Genomic DNA, 20,192 nt, shown 5'->3' on the forward strand with positions numbered 1-20,192 from the left:
TCAGACCTTGACGTGGGCGACCGACCATTCGCCGGGCGCACCATCGAAGGTGATCGAGAATCCGTTGTCGATGGTCGCGGCAGGGGCTTTCGTCCAATACTCGGCGAACGCGCGGATGATCGTGCCGTGCGCGACGATGCCGAGGTGCTCGTGTTCAGATGCGGTTGCAGCCGCGTCGAACGCTGCGACGGCTCGTTCCGTGAGCGCTTCCCAGGTTTCGGCGTCTGGCCAATTGCTCTTGTCGCCCCAACGCTCCGTGGCGTCGTCGTGGGTCAGGCCTTCCGCTTTGCCGTAGTGGCGCTCGACCAGGTTCTCGTAGCGAGCTTCGACGGTGAGGCCGAGTTCTGCGGCGATGATGTCGGCGGTCTCTGCAGCCCGCGACAACGGCGACGACACGATTCCTTCGATCCCCTCGTCGCGCAGGCGAACCCCCGCAACTCGAGCTTGTTCCCGCCCGACATCGTTGAGGGGGATGTCACTCGTCCCCTGCATTTTGCGAGCGAAATTCCAGTCAGTTTGTCCGTGGCGCACGAGGGTGATCTGCATAGTCATTCGAGCCTAGCGAATTGCCGGACCCCCTCCCGTCTTCGAGACTGCGAGGCGATCTGGTCCGTTGCAACGACGTAGAGTTGCAGCGTGAATTCGAACTCCTGTGAACTCTTGGCCGTTGTCCGTCGCGGTGACTGGGATGAGTCGCTGCATTTCGGGATCGCGGCACTGCTCGACCCCTCTGGCACGGTCGTGCAGTCGATCGGAGCTTCGGCGGAGCCGATCCTGCCGCGCTCGACGTTGAAGCCGATGTTCGCGGCAACGATGCTGCAGCTCGGGCTCGAGTGCTCAGATCAGCAGCTCGCGCTCGTTGCGGCGAGCAACAGTCGTTCGTCGTTCCACATTCGGATCGCGGAGGGCTTTGCGACCGCACTCGGGCTTGAGGAGAGCGATCTCGGATGTCCGCCGATGGCCCCTCGCGCAGGTGGCGAACCCCGGAAGTTTGCGCACATGTGCGTGGGCAAGCACATCGCGATGGCATCAACAGCGCGGACCTTCGAATCAGATCTCGACAAGCTTGACCCCGAGCACCCCTTGCAACAACGCCTCCTCGCCGACCTCGAAGTCGTGTGCGGTGAGCAGAGCACTGGTACGACGATCGACGGGTGCGGGGCGCCCGTGCACGGGCTTTCGCTCGAAGCGCTCGGCCGCGGCTTCTGGTCGCTCGGGACCCGTAATCCAGACCTCGACGAGCAGCACGCTGACGCACTGCTGCGCGTTGGGGCGGCGATGCGAGGGAACCCCGAAGTCGTGCAGGGCGAAGGGCTCCCAGACACGGTGATCTCCCAGCGCACCGGTTCGATCGTGAAGTTCGGGGCTGAAGCTGTCTTCGCGGTCGTTGCACCGGACGGAGCAACCGCCGTGTGCAAGATCGCCGATGGTGGTACCCGGGCGGCTCCTCTGGTTGCGCTCACGCTATTGGAGCAGCACGGCTCCCTGCCCGAAGGCACCGTCGAGAGCATGTGCAAAGAACTCGGTCTCGAAGTGCTCGGCGGCACCGAGGTCATCGGCGCGATCGAGGCCCGCCTTCCTCTCCTGAGCTGATCTGGCTGATCGTCCGATCAAGCGAGGGTGCGTTGTAAGAACGCGACCCCTGCATCGAGCATTGCTGCGCCGTCCTCGCTCTCGAGCGCTCGCGTCACGACTCCGTGTGCAGCCTCCGGGAAGTGGAGATACTCCACTGCGACGCCGGTGGTTTCCAGCGCGCGGGCATACGCAGCACCTTCGTCTCGCAAGGGGTCTCGCCCTGCCGTGGTGATGAAGGTCTCCGGTGCTCGGCTGTGCGCGGTGCGATACGGGTTCGCGTGCAGGTCGCTCCGGAGGTCGGCATTGGGAAGATACGTCTCGACGAACTGGCGCATGCGCGGCCCGGTGAGCGTGTGGAGATCGGAGACTTCGAGGTACGACTCGGCCTCCTGTTCAACATCGACGACCGGATACCAGAGCACTCGCGAGCGCACGGAAAACGCCGGTGTTTCGAGTGCGAGCAGGTCGCTCGCGAGCGCTGCCAGGTGGCCTCCAGCGCTATCGCCGACCAGCGCGATGCGAGCTGCGTCGACAGCGCGCAGAACTGGAGCACTGCTTTGCTCGTTCGCCCCACTCAAGAAATGCCGCGCGACCGTCAGGGTGTCATCAAGTGCCGCGGGATGCTCATGTTCAGGCGCAAGACGATACTCGACCGCGACAACCCGAATACCCGTGCGTTCTGCGAGCCAGGCGCAAATATGGTCGTGGCTCTCTCGATCACCGAGCACCCAGCCGCCACCGTGCAAGAAGATGATGAGCGGTGCGGCGTCGGAGCTCGCATCCCCGTACACACGAATCGGTACCGAATGCGCCGCACCGGCGATGCTCGTGTCGAGGCGCGCGATCGCACTCACGGGGTTCGGGCGGGCTTCGAGCGAGCGTTCCAGGTGCTCACGGCGCTCGTGAAGCCAATCGATTGCTGCAGATTCGGTCACGATGTTTACGCTAGTGCCCGCGGTGCGAACAATAAACGCGTCAGCGAGATTACGTCGCTGCGTTACCCGTTCCAGCCGAGCGCTGCAGAGATTCCGCGGGCTGCGAGCCGAACACCGGTGACGTGACGATCGTCGATCCGGTTCTCGCTGCGACCGACGATGGAAACGGCCGCGATCACGATGCCGCGTTCGTCACGGATCGGTGCGGCGATGGAGAAGACGCCGTCACGGAGTTCGTTTCGGCTCGACACGATCCCGTTCTTCCGGATCTGCGCGAGACGGGGCTCGAGCTCTTCTCGGGTCGTCATCGTGTTCGCTGTGAAGCGCTTCGGGCCGGCTTCGATGATCGTCTCGAGCAGTGCCTTCGGCGCGTAGGCCATGAGTGCGAGGCCGACGCCCGTCGCGTGCATCGGCAAGTGCGTGCCGACCTCGCGAACCGCTTGCACGGCGCCACGGGTCGAGAGGCGTTCCAGGTACATGACGCTCGCGCCGTCGAGCACGCCGAGAAGAACATTCTCTCGCGTGGTCTCGAGGAGGTCTTCGAGGTACGGGAAGGCGATCGTGCTCAGGCGGCGAGCGGTTGGTTCGCGTGTGCCGAGTCTCCAGAGTTTGAGGCCGACACGATACTTTCCGTCGTCGCCTCTGCGAAGACCACCCCACTCGACCCACTCGTTGACGAGTCGGTGAGCGGTTGAAAGTGGAAGACCTGCTTGCCGAGCGATCTCGCTCAGGCTCAACTCTTGCCCGCCCGCGAATGCATCCGCGATCGCGAACAATTTATCGGCGACCGATCGTCGATCGTCCCCTGCGCCTCCGGCCATACTCTCATCGTATCGAGAGTCTGCTCAGATGCGAGACGCACACGCCTCTGCAAATGCCCTGAACCCTGACTTCGCTGCATCATGCAGCGTCGAATTGGCGCGATATTGTGCGCGGAGCTCCCGCGCATCTCGTCCGCTCCGAGTCGCAAAGTCCTCCCTATCCAGCCAGAGGCCGAGCGTGCGGTCATCGACCTCGAGGTGGAACTGCATTCCGACCGCGCTGCCATAGCGAAACGCCTGGTTCTCCCACGTCGCGTTGCTCGCGAGCAGGGTCGCTCCCTGCGGGAGGTCGACGACGTCGTTGTGCCACTGCACGACCTCAAGAGACCCTGGCGCGGCGCCGATCCATGGGTCTTCTGCGACGATGTCGACCGGGTGGAGCCCGATCTCGTGCACCGCGCCCTCCTGGTGGCGTGCGCCGAGCGCGATCCCGAGGATCTGATGACCGAGACACAGGCCGACGGTTGGAATCTCAGCCTCGATCGCGTCGCGTGCGAGCTGGGTTGTCAGCGCAATCGATGGGTGGTTTTCGACATCGGCCGCGCTCATCGTTCCGCCGAGGATGACGAGTCCGGCGAGTTCATCGAGGTCGGGGCGCTGTCGCGGCACGAAGGCGTCGGCGGTTGGCAGGTGCGCTGTCGCCGTCGCGGCATGGCCACCGGTCTCAAAATCAATGTGTTTGATAACAAGAACGTATCGAGAGCGCATAAATCACATCGTAAGCACCATTGATTCCGTGCGTGTTTCACAGTGATCGCTAGATTAGATATTCGACAGACGATCACCCCCACACGAGTGAGGGAGACGCAACGCAACTGCGCTGGAAAAGGAACCCTCGACCGATGAACGTCAAGAGCGTCAACGATGTTGAAATCGCTGTGACAGAACTCGGAGATCCTGACGGTTTCCCGGTGCTGCTCGTGCATGGATTCGCCTCGAACGCCCAACGCAACTGGGTCGATGCGGGGTGGGGGAGCGCGTTCACTGAAGCGGGGCTCCGCGGCGTCGCGCTCGATCTGCGTGGCCACGGTCACAGCAGTAAGCCGAAGAGCGGGTATCCGGTTTCTGCGTTCTTCGACGATGTCACTGCTGTCCTCGACGCATATCAACTGCACGGATGCGGCTATCTCGGCTATTCGATGGGCGCTCGACTGGGATGGCGATACGCCGGGCAACACCCGGAGGCATTCGCCCGCTGCGTGTTCGGAGGCCTGCCGTCGACGGACCCATTCGAAGGTCTCGACGCTGAGCTCGCACGCGCAATTCTTTCGGGCGCAGACACCGAGCACGCGAGTGTTGCGGCCCGAATCGTGCGTATGGCACGTGCGTTCCCGGAGAACGACCCGGATGCGCTGCTCGCGCTCGCGGTCGAAGTCGCGCAAACCCCGTTCCGGCCCGCAGCGGCCGTGCCTGCAATGCCGGTGCTCTTGGCAACGGGTGACCGTGATGATATTGCGCCGGACTCCGAGGCGCTGTTGCCGTTTCTCGAGTCTGGGAGCTTCTTGCCGATCCCAGGTCGCAACCACATCAACGCTGTGACGTCGAGGCTGTTCAAGAGCGCGGCGAGCGGATTTCTGGCGACGGGTACGTTCCCGGAATAGCCGCTGGTTGCGGCGGTCGCGGTGCTGGTCTGGCGCTGGTTCGGGCCCGGACATGGTGAAGGGCCGATCGATTATCTCGACCGGCCCATGTCCCTTGCACCAAATGTGTCTTTCGATCACGCGTTGAGTGTCACAGCACAACCTTCAACGTGCTTCACACTCTATTACGTTTTGATAACGCGCGCCATATGTGTAAACCCAGAATTTGCTGTGAGAGCGAAATTCTCCGGCGAATCCTTTAGAGATCGAAGCTCGGCGTCGCAGGTGTCACGATGCTGACGTCAGCGTGGCGATCGAATCGGTAGCCGACTCCTCGAACCGTGCGAACGATGTCCGAGTACGCGCCCAGCTTCAGGCGAAGGCGACGAACGTGCACATCGATCGTGCGCTCATTCGGCGCGTTCTCTTCCGTGGCTTCCGACCAGATGGTGTCAATGATCTCCTGGCGCTCGACGGTGCGGCCTTCGCGGAGCACGATGAACTGCAGGAGTTCGAACTCTTTGTAGGTCAGTGGCGCGACGTCATCGCCGAGCGAGACGCGCTTGCGGCTGAGGTCGATGACCACGCCGAGGTTCGGCTCTGCCTCGGGAGTTTCCTGTCGCAGCGAAGGGTCCTGCAGTGCGCGACGAACCACATCGATGTCGCGACCGCCGGCCCCCGCCGGTGCGAGCGCAACCGCGGCGTGAGTCTGAGCGCTCGGCGCGAGGTTCTGGGTGAGGCGCTTCAGTTCGTTCACGAGGGTCGCGAGCCGGACGCCGTCTGCCGTGGACGCCTCTTCGCCGAGTCCGACGTAGAGCACGAACCCGCGCGCTTCTGGGCTGGCAGGGACTGCCTGCACGTGCGACTGCGCTGCCGGGGCTGCTGCTGGTGCAGCGGACGGCGCCTGCTGCGGAGCGAGTGCGAGGTTGCCACGAGTTGCGTGGGAGGGGATCCCGAAGCCCTGCTTGGTGACGGTCGTTGCGCGAGGGGTGCGGGTGATGGGGGAGATTGCGAGAGTCATTGGATCGCCTTTGCGATGAGGCGCCTGGGTTCACTGGGGCACGAAGTGGTGCAAGGGAGCCAGTGAGGGTGAGCCGAACGAGTCAGCTCGAAAGAGAAAGGCGCGAGGTGTCGTGAATGTGTGATGCGGTCTCAGTGGGACCGGGGGCAAGCGGGCTGAAGGCTACGGCTTGCTGGCTGAATGGTTGGCGATTACGCACACATTCGACACATGACAACAACCGGCATCATCATGCCGGAGATTCCCTTGGCCACGAGGGTGGTCGAAGAGGACGCTGTCGTTGTCATGAGGTTGATCTTACGAGGAGTCCGATAGGACGTGTCAAGTCTTGACGCAAAAAATGTTGAAACTTGCACAAATTTGCTGCGCGAATCGAGAATCTACGCTCGATGTCGGAGACGCTGAGGGTGCTGAAAGAAAAAGGCGCTCCCCGCGCGAGCAGGGAGCGCCAGAGATCCGAGGCTATTTGCCGTTCGGGATCTCTTCTGAAACCGTGCCGTACAGGCGATCTCCGGCATCACCGAGACCGGGCATGATGTAGCCCTTTTCGTTGAGGCCCTCGTCGAGCGCGCCGAGCACGACGGTCACGTCGCGACCCTCGGTGTCGCGACGGACACGCTCGAGTCCCTCTGGTGCGCCGAGAATGCAAATCGCCGTGACGTCGACCGCGCCCCGCTGGAACAAGAACTCAATCGCGGCGCTCAACGAGCCACCGGTGGCGAGCATGGGATCGAGCACGAAGCACTGCCGGTCGCTGAGGTCATCGGGCAGTCGCTCGGCGTAGGTGTAAGGCTCGAAGGTTTCCTCGTTTCGAGCCATGCCCAGGAACCCGACCTCCGCAGTTGGAAGCAGCGCGGTCATACCGTCGAGCATGCCGAGCCCGGCGCGCAGGATCGGGACGACGAGCGGGCGCGGTGAGGCGATCTCAACGCCTTCCATCGTGGCGACGGGGGTCTGGATCGTCTTCGTGCTGACGCGGACGTTCCGGGTCGCTTCGTAAGCGAGCAGGGTCATCAGTTCGTTCGTCAGAGCACGGAACGTGGGGGAGGGCGTGGAAGCCTCTCGCAACACAGTCAGTTTGTGGGTGATCAGGGGGTGGTCGGCAACGTGCACTCGCATAGGCTCAAATCTAGTACCTCGGCCGTGGGGTGTAATCGATGGAAGCAGGGAGCCCGGTGACGCAACAGTTCGCTCGTGAAGCAGCCTGGATGCAGCTTGCGCTCGCGGAGGCGAGGAGCGCACCGATGCGCGCGGCTGCCGACGTCCCGGTCGGGGCGATCCTGGTGGGGCCGAACGGTGAGGTGATCGCTTCAGGTCACAACGAGCGCGAGCTCACGGGCGACCCGACCGCGCACGCTGAAGTCGTGGCGATCCGAAGCGCCGCAGCAGCGCTCGGAACCTGGCGACTGCATGAGTGCACGCTCGTCGTGACGCTCGAACCCTGCGTGTTGTGCGCCGGTGCGATTACTGCGGCCCGAATCGATCGGGTCGTGTTCGGAGCCTGGGATGAAAAGGCTGGAGCTGCCGGGAGCGTTGTCGACCTGCTCCGCGAGCGTCGCCTCCCACACCGTGCAGAGGTGCTCGGCGGCATCCTCGAGGACGAATGCGCCGCGGTGCTTGCAGAGTTCTTTGCCGCAAAACGCGAAGGGCCGTCGAGCCAGGAGTAGGACGCTCCCGCCCTACGCTCCCGCCCAACGCGCCAGCACAACGCTCGCGTGCTGAACTCGTTGCTGCTACTTGATCGGCAGCGCGCCCGTCGGCTCGCTCGAATTCAAGCGAGAGTGACGGCGACCGTAGAGCAGGTAGATCGCGATACCGATCGCGAGCCACACCAGGAAGCGCACCCAGGTGAGCGTCGTGAGGTTGAGCATGAGCCAGAAGCACAGGGCGGCCGAGATGATCGGCAGCACCGGGTACCACGGCATCTGGTAGGCGAGTTCCCGCTTCGGGTACTTCCTGCGCAGCACGATCACCGCGATGCTCACGAGCACGAACGCGGAGAGCGTGCCGATGTTGATCATCTCTTCCAAGATTCCGACGTCGGTCAGTCCGGCTAAGAGCGCGACGGCGAGGCCGCAACCGATCTGCATGCGGATCGGAGTCTTCCGCTTTTCGCTGGTCTTGCTCCACGAGCGTGGCAGCAGTCCGTCGCGGCTCATGGAGAACATCACTCGAGCGAGACCGAGAAGGAGCACCATGATCACAGTCGTGAGGCCCAGCAAGATGCTGATCGAGATGATCTGCGCGGCCCAATCGGCACCGACGGCGACGAACGCGGTGGCCAGTGATGGCGCTTCGGCTTCAGCGAGCGTCGTGTACGGCACCATGCCCGTGAGGACGAGGCTGACGCCGAGGTAGAGCACCGTGACGATGCCGAGTCCGAGGAAGATGCCCCGCGGGAGGTTCTTCTTCGGGTTCTTGACTTCTTCTGCACTCGTCGCGACCACATCGAATCCGATGAACGCGAAGAACACGATCGATGCGCCCGCGAGGAGCCCGAAGACGCCGTATGTGGCAGGTTCCTGGCCGGTGACGAAGGAGACGAGCGACTGTGCCCAGACATCGCCTTCGCCCGGTCCGGCGGGTTCAGCCGGTGGAATGAAGGGGCTGTAGTTGGCGGGGTTGACGAAGAACGCGCCAACCACGATGACGAAGAGGACGGTTGCCACCTTGATCACGGTGAAGACCGAGCCGACACGTGCCGAAAGCTTCGTGCCGAGCGCGAGGAGCGTCGTGAACACCGCGACGATGAAGAACGCGCCCCAGTTGACGTCGAGACCGAGCACATTGATCGTGGGTGGGACATCCCAGCCCCAGATGTTGACGACCTCTTGGAGGTAAATGCCCCAGTAGCTCGCAATCACGGCGGCTGCAGTGAGCATTTCGAGGATGAGGTCCCATCCGATGATCCACGCGAGGCCCTCACCGAGCGTTGCGTAGGTGAAGGTGTACGCGGAACCCGCGACGGGCACAGAGGAGGCGAATTCGGCGTAGGCCATGATCGCGAGGGAACACGTGATCGCCGCGAGCGCGAATCCGATGGTGATCGAGGGGCCCGCATAGTTTGCGGCCGCCTTTGCACCGACGGAGAAGATTCCGGCGCCGACTGCTACGGCGACACCCATGATCGCGAGGTCCCAGACTCCGAGCGTGCGCTTGAGGGATCTGCCTTCGACATGAGAATCGGCGATCGAAGCATCGATGCTTTTCGTGCGGGTCAGGCTCTGCCAGAAGTTCATAACGATCCTTGGGGTAGGTCTCCCTCGTGTGTGGTTCGACACGAAGGCCTCAGCGATCATACGACCGTCATCGACCGTTCAGATACGTTCTCGAAGAAATTGTTCACGGACGCTCGGGAGCCGACCTCGTGTTCGTCTGGTTCAAGGGCGAAAAAACGGGCGCAGCATCCCGTGGGATGCTGCGCCCGAAACACGGAGGTCACGCCTCGCGCAGAGCGTCGCCGTCGCGAGTGATGCGCTCCTTCGCGTTCATGCGCTCCAGAGTGTTGGATTAGTTCCAGAAGACTGCGACGAGCAGGTTCACGATCGCGAGACCACCAGCGCTGTGGAAGAACGGCTTGATGCTGCGTTCGCTCTTGTCGGTGCCACGAATCTTCGCCTGTCGGAGGTACGCGAGGAGTGCGGTCACGAAGATCACGACGGCAAGGATTCCCTTGACCGCGATCTTGATGTGATCGAGGTCGTTGTCAGAGGACATCGCGAGCCCGACGAGCGCGAGTCCGGTGATGAGCTGCACGGTCGCACCGATCAGGGGGAGCCGTGTGTTGAATCCCGATTGAGCCCGCATCTGCATGATGAAGGGGCCGATGATGATGGCGGCTCCGAGCAGGTGGAGCGCGAGCAGGGCAGAGTGCAAGATGTCCATGCGCTTAGCCTAGGAACAACCTGAACGAACCGCTGGCTCGTCCCCAAGGATTCCCGGCATGCGGAATCACAGAGCCTCGCATCGCGAGCTCCCGAGCGGTGCGTCGAGGCTTTAGTTGCCCGACTGGATCACGATGACGTCTGTCGACGGCGCGATCTCAGGTTGCTCGATGTAGATGTCGGGTTCGATGTAGATCACGCGAGCGACCGGGACGGCCTCGCGAATCTCGGACTCCACAGAGTTGATCGATCGAGCGATGTCCTCGAGGGTGTGCTTCGGCGGGAACGAGACCTTGGCCGCGACGAGGAGCTCGTCCGGCCCGAGGTAGAGCGTCTTGACGTGGATGAGCGATTCGACGTCTGCACTCGCGTTGATCGCGGCGACGATCGCAGTGTGATCGCCTTCGTTCGCGCCCTCACCGATCAGCAGACTCTTCATCTCGATACCGAGAATCACGGCGACGACGACGAGCAGGGCTCCGATGACGAGAGTTCCCACTGCGTCATAGAAGGGGTTGCCGGTGATGACCGTGAGGCCAACGGCGACGAACGCGAAGACGAGTCCGAGCAGCGCGGCGAGGTCTTCGAGCAGGACGACGGGAAGTTCGGGTGACTTGGAGCGGCGCACGAACTGCACCCAGGTCTGCTTGCCACGAACGAGATTCGATTCCTTGATCGCGGTGCGGAACGAGAAGGACTCCATGATGATCGCTGCCAGCAGCACGACGAGCGGCAGCCACCACCAGTTCATGTCGATTTCGTGCGGGTGCTGCAGTTTGCTGACGCCCTCGGTGATCGAGAAGACGCCACCGATGGAGAACAGAATGATCGCGACGATGAACGCCCAGACGTACCGTTCACGGCCGTAACCGAAAGGGTGGTCGGTGTCGGCCTTTCGCTTCGCGAGTCGCCCGCCGAGGAGGAGCAGCAGCTGGTTTCCTGCGTCGGCGACCGAGTGGACGGCCTCAGCGAGCATCGAAGCGGAGCCGGAGAGCCCCCAGGCGATGAACTTCGTGACGGCGATCCCGGAGTTAGCGAGGAAGGCCGCGATGACTGCTTTGTTTCCATGCGATGCGCTCACGGGGGCAAATCTACACTTGTTGCATGAGTGTTTCTTTGCCACGTATCAGCTTCCTCGGCGCAGGCTCCATGGGAGGGGCCATTTTGAGCGGTCTGCTCGCCAAAAACCTGACCTCTGAAGTTCTTGTGACGAACCGCTCCGTCGAGCGCGCCGCCACGATCTCCGGTGACGGTGTCGAATCCATCGCTCTCGCGAACGAGCCGGAGGGGAACCTCCGTGCAGTGCGAGATGCACGTGTCGTGGTCGTCGGGGTGAAGCCCCAGGGCGTCGCCGATCTGCTCCGCGAGATCGCCCCGGAACTCTCGCCGGGCACACTAGTCGTGAGCGTGGCGGCCGGCGTCACGATTGCCTCGATGGAGGCGCTTCTTCCCGAATCGGTCGCGGTTGCTCGCTCGATGCCGAACACGCCCTCCACCGTCGGACTCGGCGTGACCGGCCTCGCATTCGGCGATCGAGTCGATGCGCAACAGCGCGAGTATGCCGTCACGATCTTCGAAGCGGTCGGCGAGGTGCTCGTTGTCGATGAGGCGCAGATCAACCCGCTCTCTGCCTACTCGGGATCTGGCCCCGCCTACGTGTTCTTCTTCATCGAACAGTTCGTCGACTCCGCGATCCGCAATGGCTTCTCAAAGGAAGACGCGCTCACGATGGTCGCCGGCACCTTCCGCGGCGCGAGTGAGTTGCTCGCGGCGAGCGATGCCGATCCGGCCGAGTTGCGACGTCGGGTCACCAGCCCGAAGGGCACTACGGAGCGCGCCATCGAAGTGTTCGCAAACGGGGGTCTGCCGGAGCTGATCGACGAGGCAGTCGCGGCCGCCGTTGCGAGGGCAGAGGCAATCGCAGCGACTCCGAACTGATCGGGCGCGCTCGCGCGACCTCAGAGGCCTGCTCTCAGCTATGCCTGGAGGGAGGCGAAGCGTTCGATGTTGCTCTGCGCTCCGGAGACGATGATCAGATCGTGATCGGAGATGATCGTCTCTGGAGTCGCGTAGGTGAAGTCGCCGCCGGGAGACTTCACGCCGACCACCGTCAGTTTGAAGCGCGTGCGGATCTTCGAATCAGCGAGGGTCACGTTGCGGATCGCCTTCGGCGGGTACATCTTCACGATTGCGAAGTCGTCGTCGAACTGGATGTAGTCGATCATGCGCCCGCTGACGAGGTGAGCGACCCGCTCGCCTGCTTCTGCCTCCGGGTAGATGATGTGGTTCGCGCCCACGCGCTTCAAGATCTTGCCGTGGGACTGGCTCACGGCTTTCGCCCAGATCTGCGGAATCTTCAAGTCGGTGAGGTTCGCCGTGATGAGGACGCTCGCTTCGATCGAGGATCCGATCGCGACAACGGCAATCGCGAAATCGCCAGCGCCGACCTGCTTCAGCGCATCGAGGTTGCGGGCGTCGGCCTGCACCGTGTGCGTCAGCCGCTCCGACCATTTCTGCACGAGATCGATGTCCGAGTCGATCGCGAGGACCTCGCGATCAAGGCGGGCGAGTTGGCCCGCGGTCGCGGCACCGAAACGGCCGAGGCCGATCACGAGCACGGGGGCGTCATGTGGAATTCGATCAACCAACGATGGGCCTCTCTTCTGGTCGAGTAAACAATTGCACCTTTTGGCTCGCAGCGAGTGCAGCAGCCAGTGTGATGCTGCCGATTCGTCCGACGAACATGGTGATGGTGAGGACGAGCTTTGCTGAGTCGGGGAGGCTGTCGTCGGTGAAGCCGGACGAGAGCCCGGCGGTCGCAAACGCGCTGATCACATCGAACAGCACGTAATCGAGCGAGGCTTTCGTGATCTGCAACAGGATCAGCGTGCTGAGCGCGACGATCGTCGCGCCCCACAGCACGACGCTCACGGAGAGGCGGAGAACGTCGGAGGGAATCCGGCGGCCGAAGGCTTCCATCGACTTTCGTCCACGTGCCTCGGCGATCGCCGCGAGGAAGAGGATCGCGAGCGTTGTGACCTTGACGCCACCGGCAGTCGAGGCCGAACCGCCTCCGATGAACATGAGCATGTCGGTGACGAGCAGGCTCGAGTGCTCGAGGCCGCTGAGGTCGAAGACCGAGAAGCCACCGGATCGCGCCATTGATGACATGAAGAACGATTGCAGGAGCCGCTGGCCGAAGTCGGTGCCGGCCATCGTTGCTTCGTTGTTCCACTCGAGCACCAGATACGTGACTCCTCCCAACAGGAAGAGCGCGAGTGAGGTGAAGATGGTCAGCTTGACGTGCAGCGTCCAGTGGTGTGGCCGCGTGAGGTTTCTCAGCAGGGCGAAATACACGGGGAAGCCGAGTGCGCCGAAGAACACGCCCGCCATCAGCACGATCAGGAACCAGGGGTCGGTGGCGTACGGAGTGAGTCCTTCGACGGTTGGGATGAAGCCGGAGTTCGTGAAGGCCATGAAGGAGTAGTAGACGGCCTGGTAGAACGCATCGAGCGGGGCAACGCCTTCGAGAAGGATGCGTGGAAACAGCAGGGCCGCAATGACCGCCTCGAAGATCAGCACGCTCGCCGCGATCAATTTGAGCAGTGCACCGACCTCGCCGAGCCGGACCGCCTGGCCTTCTTTGACAACGCCGCGACGAACGCGACCCGGGTTGCTGTCGCTTGCAGCGATGAGGCGCTGTTTCAGGCCGAGTCGGCGGGAGACCGTGAGGCCGAGGATGCTCGCGAGCGTGAGCACTCCGATACCGCCCACCTGCACACCGACCATCACGAGGGCGTTTCCGAAGGGGCTCCATTGCGTCGCCATGTCCACGATCGTGAGTCCTGTGACGCAGACGACCGAGACCGCAGTGAACACGGCATCGGTAAAGGAGGTGCCGGTGCCGTCGGCAGATGCCAGCGGCGTCATGAACAGCAGCGTGAAGACGAGGTTGATCGTCAAAAAGATGACGATCGCGAAGCGAGCCGGGTATTCGCCAGAGAAACGTTCGAAGCGATCCCAGCCCCGCGAGATGAACGACCCGGAGTCGTTTCTGGCGACCGCCACGTTTCCCTGCTTTCCGAAGATTGGCGCTGTGCGGGTTAATGCTAGACCTCGGCACGCATCCGATCTAGGTTTTCGGGTATTCCAAAGCTGGTCTATGTCGGCGTCGCCTTTGCTCTCTGCATTCCAGAGTGGCAATATGGCGACATGGCCGACATCTTTTCTGTAATTGCGGACCCGACGCGTCGCGAGATCCTCGATCTGCTGCGACTGAACCGAGAGAACGGTGTCGAGTCGAGCGTCAGTGAGATCGTCGACGCGCTCGGCGTTGCCCAACCGACCATTTCGAAGCACCTCGCGAAGCTTCGCGAGGTCGAACTCGTCGAGGTCCGCGAAGAGGGCCAGCACCGTTTCTACTCGTTGAATGCACTTCCGCTGGAAGTCGTCGACGACTGGATCCTCCCGTTCGTGTTCGAGAACGAGGTCGACGCGGCTGCCGGCGGACTCGGCGCCGCTGCGTTCGCCGCGTGGGCGGGTGCGAATGTGACGACTCCGCTCCGAGAGCGCGCGGAACAGGCGAAAGAGCGGGTTTCAGAGGTCGTGAGCGACCCGGCCCAGCTGGGGACTTCGATCGGCCGCAAGGTGGCCGATGCTGCGTTCGATGTCCAGGAGCGTGTGCACGGGCTCCAAGAACGAGCTTCGGGAGTTTTGCACGAGGTCGGCGAGCGCTTCGGCCGCGGGAACGATGCCGAGTCAGGAAAGAAGCCCAAGAAGCTCGATAAGTAAGGCAGCGCCGCGAGCGACCGCCTTAACCGAGGAATTCGCTCGTGAGCCAAAAACCGACGGTCGCGAGCAGTAGGCAAGCGGTCATCACCAGAATCGAATTCGTGAGGGCAAGAGTTGGGTGCTTTCGCATCGCCAGCTGCACGCTGTCAACGCTTGCCGTACTGAAGGTGGTGTACCCGCCGAGGAGTCCGACGCTGAACACCATGGTCACCTCGGGTGAGAGAACTTCGGCCGAGGAGAGTCCGAGCGCCAGGCCGATCGCGAATGACCCCGAAGTGTTCACGAGCGCGGTTCCGAGTGGAAAGTGATCAGGGTCTTTGGGGACGAGCTCACCGACGAGATAGCGCAGGCATGAGCCGACAGCTCCGGCGAGAATGATGAGTGCCGCAAGACCGAGACTCATGCGCGATCGACCTTCGAGCCGAGCGAGCGAAGGCCTGCGAGCCTGATCCCGAGCCACGCGGCCGCAACTCCGAGTGCAACCGAGCCGAAGGCATATGCGAGTGCAACCGTTGTCGCCTCTGACGAGAGGCGGCTCGCTTCGAGTGCGACCGCGCTGTAGGTCGTGAACGAACCGAGCACACCGACCGCGGCGAAGAGATGCCGTCGGCGCTGCTTGGGTGCAGGCAGGGGTCGCGCGGTGAACCTCGTCACGAGCCAGCCCAGTGCGAACGAACCGACGATGTTCGCGAGCAGCACGCCGATTGTGATGCCGTTGTCGTCGGGAAGGAGCACGCTGAGTGCGAGTCGGGCCGCAGTACCGAGCGCGCCCCCAAGCGCCACGATCCCGAGTTCAGCGACGACGGTGCTCGCGGATCGTTGTGCGAAATGGGGGCCCACTGGTGCATACTCTCATGGTGCGGTCAACGCCGCGCCCGCTCCATCCGCTAGAATGGACAAAGCGTTTTCGTCGATTCGTCTTCGAATCGGCCAAGTACAGCAATTGTTCGTAGTCAATCGAGAGGACTCACTATGGGTTCAGTCGTCAAGAAGCGCCGCAAGCGCATGGCGAAGAAGAAGCACCGCAAGCTGCTTCGTAAGACTCGCCACCAGCGTCGCAACAAGAAGTAGCGGCAAGGCAACACCAGCGCTCGGGAGATTTCTCCCGGGCGCTTCGTGTTGTCCGGGGCAAGTGCGTCGCCGAGCATTCGCGCCCGCATGCAGTTCGTGCAAGGCTTGGCCTATGGCCACCACTCTCACGTTATTGTCGCGCCCTGGCTGTCATCTCTGTGATGAAGCACGCGAGGTCGTCGAGCGCGTTGCTCGCGATCACGTCGGCGAGGTCGTGATCGAGGAGCAGAGCATTCTTGATTCGAACGAACTCATGCAGAAGTACGCCGAGGAGATTCCGGTGCTGCTCGTCAACGGCAAGGTTCACACGATCTGGCGCGTCGACGAAGCTCGATTGCGCACCAAACTGCAGGAGGTTCTCGCATGATTCGTCACCTGGTGCTGTGGAGACTGCAAGCTGAGGACCCGGTGCAGAAAGTTCGGGATGCTCGCGAGATCAGGTCGTTGCTCGAGCCACTCGTCTCCATCGAGGGTGTTCGCGCGATTCGGGTCGACGAGAACGTCGCACCGATCGAGATCAATCACGACCTCGTACTGACGGTCGACCTCGATGACCTCGCATCGCTCAGCCGATACGCAGACCACCCGGACCACCTCGCCGTGATTCCGTCGATCCGCGCACTCACGAGCGACCGCGTCGCGATCGACGTTCAGCTGTAGCCTCGGTTCCCGCCAGGGTTCGCGATCCCCGGCGTTACGCCTTCGCGGGCTCGAATGCGGTCAAGATCAGGGGAGCGCCAGCGGTGATGGCGATCGTGTGCTCCGAGTGCGCGGTGTTCGACCCGGTCGCGCTCTTCAACGTCCAACCGTCCTTGTCTGTGACGAGCTCGTCGGTATCGAGCATGATCCACGGTTCGATCGCGAGCAGGAGGCCTGGGCGCAGCGGTGTGCCTCGCCCCGGCCGGCCGTCGTTGGGGACCGAAGGGTCCTGATGCATGGTGCGGCCAACGCCGTGACCGCCGAAGTCGGTGTTGATCGCATAGCCGGCTTCGCTGAGGACCGTGCCGACCGCGTGGGAAATGTCACCGATGCGATTGCCGGGGACCGCTGCTGCGATCCCGGCTGCAAGCGCCCGTTCTGTCGTGTCGATCATGTGCTGATCGGTATCGGATTTCGGCTCGCCAACAACGAAGCTGATCGCAGAGTCTGCGACCCAGCCGTTCAGTTTGACCGCGAAGTCGAGCGTGACCAGATCGCCGTTGCGCACGCGATAGCTGTAGGGAAGGCCGTGCAGAACCGCGTCGTTCACTGAAATGCAGATGACCTTGCCGAAGGGGCCGCTTCCGAAGGAGGGGGCGTAGTCGACGTAGCAGGAGGTCGCTCCAGCGGCGGCGATCATGTCGGTCGCCCACTCGTTGATCTCGAGCAGGTTCGTGCCCACCGTCGTCTTCGCCTTCAAGGCGTGCAGGGTGTTCGCGACGAACGCGCCCGCTGGTCGCGCGGCCTGCACTTCGGACGGTGACAGTAGATCGATCATGATTCCTCCGGTATATAAATCCCGGTATTAGTATAGGGCCATGGTCCGAATTCCTTTGAGTCACGCAGAGCGCGCGCAGGGTCGCGCGCTCGGAGCGTGCATCCGGCGCTTCCGCGGTGAGCGTTCCCCACTGGAGATCGCGACCGCGGCATCGGTTTCACCAGAGACCCTGCGGAAGATCGAGACGGGGCGGATCCTCGTGCCATCCTTCGCGACCGTTGCAAAGCTCGCCTCGGCGCTCGACATTTCGCTCGACGAGTTGTGGCGTGCGGTCGCGGTCGAAACAGATCGAGCAACCGAGCCCGAGGGGATTCCAGACGCCGCGATCGCGTGACGCAACGAAGCCCCGCCGCTCAGGAGAAAACGCCGAGCGGCGGGGCTTCGTCTGTGAGATGTCTTACGGCAGCAAACGCGTCGGTCCGCGGAAGAGGTAGGTCGCTTCACGCAGGTTCGGCAGCTCGAGCATGAGCATCAGCACGCGTGCAAGACCCATGCCGAATCCGCCGTGGCTCGGAACGCCGTAGCGGAAGAAGTCGAGGTAGAAGCTCAGCTCCTCTGGGTCGAGACCTTTCTCGCGAGCCTGTGCTTCGAGCACCTCGATGCGGTGCTCGCGCTGTGCACCGGTCGAGATCTCGACACCGTTGTAGATGAGGTCGTACGACTTCGTTGCCTCAGCGTCGTTGTCGCGGCGCATGTGGTAGAACGGCCGAACGCTCGTCGGGTAGTCGGTGACGAACACGAAATTGTGGCCGAATTCTTCGCGGACGTGCTGCGAGATCTGGCGCTCGGCTTCTGGGTCGAGGTCGCCGTCGGTGCGCTCGATCGTGTGGCCGCGGGCGGCAACGATTTCGCGAACCTCAGCTTGCGTGATGCGCGGGAATGGCGTCGTCGGGACGGTCAGCGTGATGCCGAACGCCTTCTCGATCGCTTCCCCGTGCTTCTCGACAACGGCCTCGAGCGCCTTGACCAGCAGGGTTTCGTGCAGCTGCATGACGTCCTCGACGTCGTCGATCCACGAAATCTCCGCATCGACCGAAGTGAATTCGGTGGCGTGGCGAGACGTGAACGAAGGGTCAGCGCGGAAGGCCGGCCCGATCTCGAAGATCTTGCCGAAGCCGGCCGACTGGGCCATCTGCTTGAAGAACTGCGGGCTCTGCGCGAGGTACGCCTTCGTGTCGAAGTATTCGAGCTCGAAGAGTTCGGCACGCGACTCCGAGGCGCTCGCCATGAGCTTCGGAGTGTGAATCTCGATGAAGTCGTTGTCGACCCAGTGGCAGCGCATCGCGTGCTCGATGGTGGTCTGGATACGGAAGATCAGGTTCGCCTCGGGACGGCGAAGGTCGAGGAATCGCCAGTCCATGCGCTTGTCGATCGAGGTGTCGTCCGCGATCGGAGTCTCGGGAATCGCTTCGCTCACGACTTCGAGCTCTGCAACCTTGACTTCGATGCCGCCGAGCTTGACGCGCTCGTCGTGCTTCAGTTCGCCCGAGACGCGGAGGAAGGTGCCGTGTGCGAGACCAGAGATGGTCGCGGCGATCGAGGCGCTTTCTTCGTTGACGGGGTTGACGAGCTGGAGGGCACCGGATTCATCGCGAAGGACAACAAACTGCACCTTCTTCTGATCCCGGACCGTCTCAACCCATCCGCCGACCACAACGGGGCCGGCTTCGAGAGCGGAAAGGTCTTTGATTAAGGTACGTGCAGTCACAGTGAGCAGTTTAGCCCGCCATGACCGGTGCGTGATCTCCCCGCAGAGTGGAAGCCACATGCCTTCGATGTCGCAGGATCGTAGACTCTCATGCGTGTCTGCTCGAAGAATCCATTTAGTGCGCCACGGCGAGGTCCATAACCCGCAGGGCGTCTTGTACGGACGCCTCGACGGTTTTCCGCTGTCTGACTTCGGGCACTCGATGGCTGCAGCCTCTGCCGAGTATGCAAAGGACTGGCCGATCGTGCGCTTGCACGCGAGCCCGCTCGAACGCGCGCAGCAGTCTGCGACGCCGTGGTCGGAACGCTTCGATCTGCCGATCCAGACTGAGCCGCGAATCATCGAGCCGCACAATAGATTTCAGGGCAAGAGCTTTGAAGCGGGCCCGAAGGTGATCCTGCACCCGAAGGCCTGGCCGCTGGTTCGGAACCCGTTCAAGCCCAGCTGGGGAGAGGCCTACGCGCTGATCGCCGAACGCATGGTCGCGGCGATGGAAGATGCGTGGGACGCGCAATTCGAAGACGGCAGTGACGGGCACATCGCGATGGTGAGCCACCAGCTGCCGATCTGGACCACCCACCGCTTTCTCGGCGGTGAGAAGCTCTGGCACGACCCTCGGAAGCGCCGATGCGCGCTCTCCTCGATCACGAGTTTCGAGCGACGTGCAGATGGGACGTTCTTCGAGGTCGCCTACGCCGATCCCGCCGCCCCACTCGGAAAAGCTCGCGACTTGGGAGCCGTATGAAGACCTCAACAAAACTCTTTGCCTCACTCGGAGCGCTCGCACTGCTCCTGAGCGGCTGCACCTCGAGCGACGGCGTCGCAGGTGGGGGAGGTGCGAGTGACACCGGCTACGTCTCCGGCGGCGGCTATGTCACGGAGATCCCGCTCGAGAACCGCGGCGAGGCGATCGACTTCTCCGGCACGACCACCGACGACGGCACCTTCGACAGCGCCGACTACCGCGGCCAGGTCGTTGTCGTGAACTTTTGGTACGCCTCCTGCCCGCCGTGCCGCGTCGAGGCGCCGTATCTCGCAGCGCTCGACCTCGAATACGACGATGCCGTGTTCATCGGGGTGAACGTGCGCGACAGCGCCCCCACGGCAGAGGGCTTCGACACGCAGTTTGACATCGAATACCCCTCGATTCTCGACGCCGACTCGGGAAGCGTCCAGCTCGCATTTGCCGGGAACGTCGCTCCGAACGCCGTGCCAACGACGATCGTGCTCGACACCGAGGGCCGAATCGCATCACGGATCTCGGGTGCGCTCGACGGTGAGTCAACGCTCTCCACACTGATCCGCGACACGCTTGCCGAGGCAAACTGA

Annotated in this window: 26 protein-coding genes; 11 read left to right on the forward strand and 15 right to left on the reverse strand. The window is 62.9% G+C overall.

Annotated elements, in window-relative coordinates; genetic code table 11:
- Entirely contained in the window at nucleotides 1-552 is a 552-nt protein-coding gene (locus U2H20_RS09955) for a histidine phosphatase family protein (protein WP_430592130.1), read from the reverse strand.
- Between the two features lie 84 nt (nucleotides 553-636).
- Here U2H20_RS09955 and U2H20_RS09960 point away from each other — a divergent pair, with 84 nt between their 5' ends.
- Nucleotides 637-1,593, forward strand: a complete 957-nt coding sequence (locus U2H20_RS09960; RefSeq protein ID WP_430592131.1) for an asparaginase — start codon at nucleotides 637-639, stop codon at nucleotides 1,591-1,593.
- A gap of 17 nt (nucleotides 1,594-1,610) precedes the next feature.
- Here U2H20_RS09960 and U2H20_RS09965 read toward each other — a convergent pair whose 3' ends face one another.
- The 3 genes from U2H20_RS09965 to U2H20_RS09975 form a co-directional block, all read right to left on the reverse strand.
- Nucleotides 1,611-2,510 carry an alpha/beta hydrolase gene (locus tag U2H20_RS09965; RefSeq protein ID WP_430592132.1) on the reverse strand — a complete coding sequence of 300 codons (900 nt, stop codon included), beginning with the start codon at nucleotides 2,508-2,510 and terminating at the stop codon, nucleotides 1,611-1,613.
- Between the two features lie 62 nt (nucleotides 2,511-2,572).
- On the reverse strand, nucleotides 2,573-3,331 hold the full coding sequence (locus tag U2H20_RS09970) for an IclR family transcriptional regulator (RefSeq protein WP_430592133.1): 759 nt from the start codon (nucleotides 3,329-3,331) through the stop codon (nucleotides 2,573-2,575).
- 24 nt (nucleotides 3,332-3,355) lie between these two features.
- A complete protein-coding gene (locus U2H20_RS09975) occupies nucleotides 3,356-4,039 on the reverse strand; it encodes a type 1 glutamine amidotransferase (RefSeq protein WP_430592134.1) in 684 nt (227 codons plus the stop codon).
- Between the two features lie 134 nt (nucleotides 4,040-4,173).
- On the opposite strand from U2H20_RS09975, the gene U2H20_RS09980 reads away from it, so the two are divergent.
- Complete coding sequence (locus U2H20_RS09980) at nucleotides 4,174-4,932, forward strand: alpha/beta fold hydrolase (protein WP_430592135.1); 759 nt, start codon at nucleotides 4,174-4,176, stop codon at nucleotides 4,930-4,932.
- Nucleotides 4,933-5,170: 238 nt separating this feature from the next.
- Here U2H20_RS09980 and U2H20_RS09985 read toward each other — a convergent pair whose 3' ends face one another.
- Both U2H20_RS09985 and upp read right to left on the reverse strand, forming a co-directional pair.
- Nucleotides 5,171-5,932: a winged helix-turn-helix domain-containing protein gene (locus U2H20_RS09985; protein ID WP_430592136.1), complete on the reverse strand. Its 762-nt coding sequence runs from the start codon at nucleotides 5,930-5,932 to the stop codon at nucleotides 5,171-5,173.
- Nucleotides 5,933-6,394: 462 nt separating this feature from the next.
- Entirely contained in the window at nucleotides 6,395-7,051 is a 657-nt protein-coding gene (upp, locus tag U2H20_RS09990; RefSeq protein ID WP_430592137.1) for a uracil phosphoribosyltransferase, read from the reverse strand.
- Nucleotides 7,052-7,089: 38 nt separating this feature from the next.
- On the opposite strand from upp, the gene tadA reads away from it, so the two are divergent.
- Nucleotides 7,090-7,599, forward strand: a complete 510-nt coding sequence (gene tadA / locus U2H20_RS09995; RefSeq protein ID WP_430592138.1) for a tRNA adenosine(34) deaminase TadA — start codon at nucleotides 7,090-7,092, stop codon at nucleotides 7,597-7,599.
- 66 nt (nucleotides 7,600-7,665) lie between these two features.
- On the opposite strand, the gene U2H20_RS10000 is transcribed toward tadA, so the two are convergent.
- The 3 genes from U2H20_RS10000 to U2H20_RS10010 form a co-directional block, all read right to left on the reverse strand.
- Nucleotides 7,666-9,171 carry an APC family permease gene (locus tag U2H20_RS10000; RefSeq protein WP_430592139.1) on the reverse strand — a complete coding sequence of 502 codons (1,506 nt, stop codon included), beginning with the start codon at nucleotides 9,169-9,171 and terminating at the stop codon, nucleotides 7,666-7,668.
- A 271-nt stretch (nucleotides 9,172-9,442) separates the two neighbouring features.
- Complete coding sequence (locus U2H20_RS10005) at nucleotides 9,443-9,817, reverse strand: hypothetical protein (RefSeq protein WP_430592140.1); 375 nt, start codon at nucleotides 9,815-9,817, stop codon at nucleotides 9,443-9,445.
- A 111-nt stretch (nucleotides 9,818-9,928) separates the two neighbouring features.
- A complete protein-coding gene (locus U2H20_RS10010) occupies nucleotides 9,929-10,897 on the reverse strand; it encodes a cation diffusion facilitator family transporter (protein WP_430592141.1) in 969 nt (322 codons plus the stop codon).
- 23 nt (nucleotides 10,898-10,920) lie between these two features.
- Here U2H20_RS10010 and proC point away from each other — a divergent pair, with 23 nt between their 5' ends.
- Entirely contained in the window at nucleotides 10,921-11,754 is an 834-nt protein-coding gene (gene proC / locus U2H20_RS10015; protein ID WP_430592142.1) for a pyrroline-5-carboxylate reductase, read from the forward strand.
- A gap of 38 nt (nucleotides 11,755-11,792) precedes the next feature.
- Here the strand turns inward: proC and U2H20_RS10020 are convergent, their stop codons facing one another.
- Nucleotides 11,793-12,464, reverse strand: coding sequence for a potassium channel family protein (locus U2H20_RS10020; RefSeq protein WP_430592143.1), 672 nt, complete (start codon nucleotides 12,462-12,464; stop codon nucleotides 11,793-11,795).
- Complete coding sequence (locus U2H20_RS10025; RefSeq protein WP_430592144.1) at nucleotides 12,457-13,884, reverse strand: TrkH family potassium uptake protein; 1,428 nt, start codon at nucleotides 13,882-13,884, stop codon at nucleotides 12,457-12,459. Before U2H20_RS10025 ends, U2H20_RS10020 begins: the two co-directional genes overlap by 8 nt.
- A gap of 144 nt (nucleotides 13,885-14,028) precedes the next feature.
- Here U2H20_RS10025 and U2H20_RS10030 point away from each other — a divergent pair, with 144 nt between their 5' ends.
- Entirely contained in the window at nucleotides 14,029-14,607 is a 579-nt protein-coding gene (locus tag U2H20_RS10030; RefSeq protein ID WP_430592145.1) for an ArsR/SmtB family transcription factor, read from the forward strand.
- Nucleotides 14,608-14,629: 22 nt separating this feature from the next.
- Here U2H20_RS10030 and crcB read toward each other — a convergent pair whose 3' ends face one another.
- Both crcB and U2H20_RS10040 read right to left on the reverse strand, forming a co-directional pair.
- A complete protein-coding gene (gene crcB / locus U2H20_RS10035) occupies nucleotides 14,630-15,010 on the reverse strand; it encodes a fluoride efflux transporter CrcB (protein ID WP_430592146.1) in 381 nt (126 codons plus the stop codon).
- Nucleotides 15,007-15,447, reverse strand: coding sequence for a fluoride efflux transporter FluC (locus tag U2H20_RS10040; protein ID WP_430592147.1), 441 nt, complete (start codon nucleotides 15,445-15,447; stop codon nucleotides 15,007-15,009). The genes crcB and U2H20_RS10040 overlap by 4 nt, the downstream gene beginning before the upstream one ends.
- 132 nt (nucleotides 15,448-15,579) lie before the next feature.
- Here U2H20_RS10040 and U2H20_RS10045 point away from each other — a divergent pair, with 132 nt between their 5' ends.
- From U2H20_RS10045 to U2H20_RS10055, 3 genes are all read left to right on the forward strand, one after another.
- Nucleotides 15,580-15,678: a 30S ribosomal protein bS22 gene (locus tag U2H20_RS10045; protein ID WP_082775156.1), complete on the forward strand. Its 99-nt coding sequence runs from the start codon at nucleotides 15,580-15,582 to the stop codon at nucleotides 15,676-15,678.
- Between the two features lie 112 nt (nucleotides 15,679-15,790).
- Nucleotides 15,791-16,045, forward strand: coding sequence for a glutaredoxin family protein (locus U2H20_RS10050; protein ID WP_430592148.1), 255 nt, complete (start codon nucleotides 15,791-15,793; stop codon nucleotides 16,043-16,045).
- The gene (locus tag U2H20_RS10055) at nucleotides 16,042-16,338 is read left to right on the forward strand and encodes a Dabb family protein (protein WP_430592149.1); all 297 of its coding nucleotides are present in this window, start codon (nucleotides 16,042-16,044) and stop codon (nucleotides 16,336-16,338) included. The genes U2H20_RS10050 and U2H20_RS10055 overlap by 4 nt, the downstream gene beginning before the upstream one ends.
- Nucleotides 16,339-16,372: 34 nt before the next feature.
- Here the strand turns inward: U2H20_RS10055 and map are convergent, their stop codons facing one another.
- Nucleotides 16,373-17,155 (reverse strand): type I methionyl aminopeptidase, encoded by a 783-nt coding sequence (gene map / locus U2H20_RS10060; RefSeq protein ID WP_430592150.1) that lies wholly within the window; start codon nucleotides 17,153-17,155, stop codon nucleotides 16,373-16,375.
- A gap of 40 nt (nucleotides 17,156-17,195) precedes the next feature.
- On the opposite strand from map, the gene U2H20_RS10065 reads away from it, so the two are divergent.
- Complete coding sequence (locus tag U2H20_RS10065; RefSeq protein ID WP_430592151.1) at nucleotides 17,196-17,489, forward strand: helix-turn-helix domain-containing protein; 294 nt, start codon at nucleotides 17,196-17,198, stop codon at nucleotides 17,487-17,489.
- A 63-nt stretch (nucleotides 17,490-17,552) separates the two neighbouring features.
- Here the strand turns inward: U2H20_RS10065 and aspS are convergent, their stop codons facing one another.
- The gene (aspS, locus tag U2H20_RS10070; protein ID WP_430592152.1) at nucleotides 17,553-18,863 is read right to left on the reverse strand and encodes an aspartate--tRNA(Asn) ligase; all 1,311 of its coding nucleotides are present in this window, start codon (nucleotides 18,861-18,863) and stop codon (nucleotides 17,553-17,555) included.
- 94 nt (nucleotides 18,864-18,957) lie between these two features.
- Here aspS and U2H20_RS10075 point away from each other — a divergent pair, with 94 nt between their 5' ends.
- Together U2H20_RS10075 and U2H20_RS10080 are read left to right on the forward strand one after the other, a co-directional pair.
- Nucleotides 18,958-19,608, forward strand: a complete 651-nt coding sequence (locus tag U2H20_RS10075) for a histidine phosphatase family protein (RefSeq protein WP_430592153.1) — start codon at nucleotides 18,958-18,960, stop codon at nucleotides 19,606-19,608.
- The gene (locus U2H20_RS10080; RefSeq protein ID WP_430592154.1) at nucleotides 19,605-20,192 is read left to right on the forward strand and encodes a TlpA family protein disulfide reductase; all 588 of its coding nucleotides are present in this window, start codon (nucleotides 19,605-19,607) and stop codon (nucleotides 20,190-20,192) included. Before U2H20_RS10075 ends, U2H20_RS10080 begins: the two co-directional genes overlap by 4 nt.

Origin of the sequence: Humidisolicoccus flavus (assembly GCF_045689595.1) — a bacterium.
GTDB lineage: Bacteria > Actinomycetota > Actinomycetes > Actinomycetales > Microbacteriaceae > Humidisolicoccus > Humidisolicoccus flavus.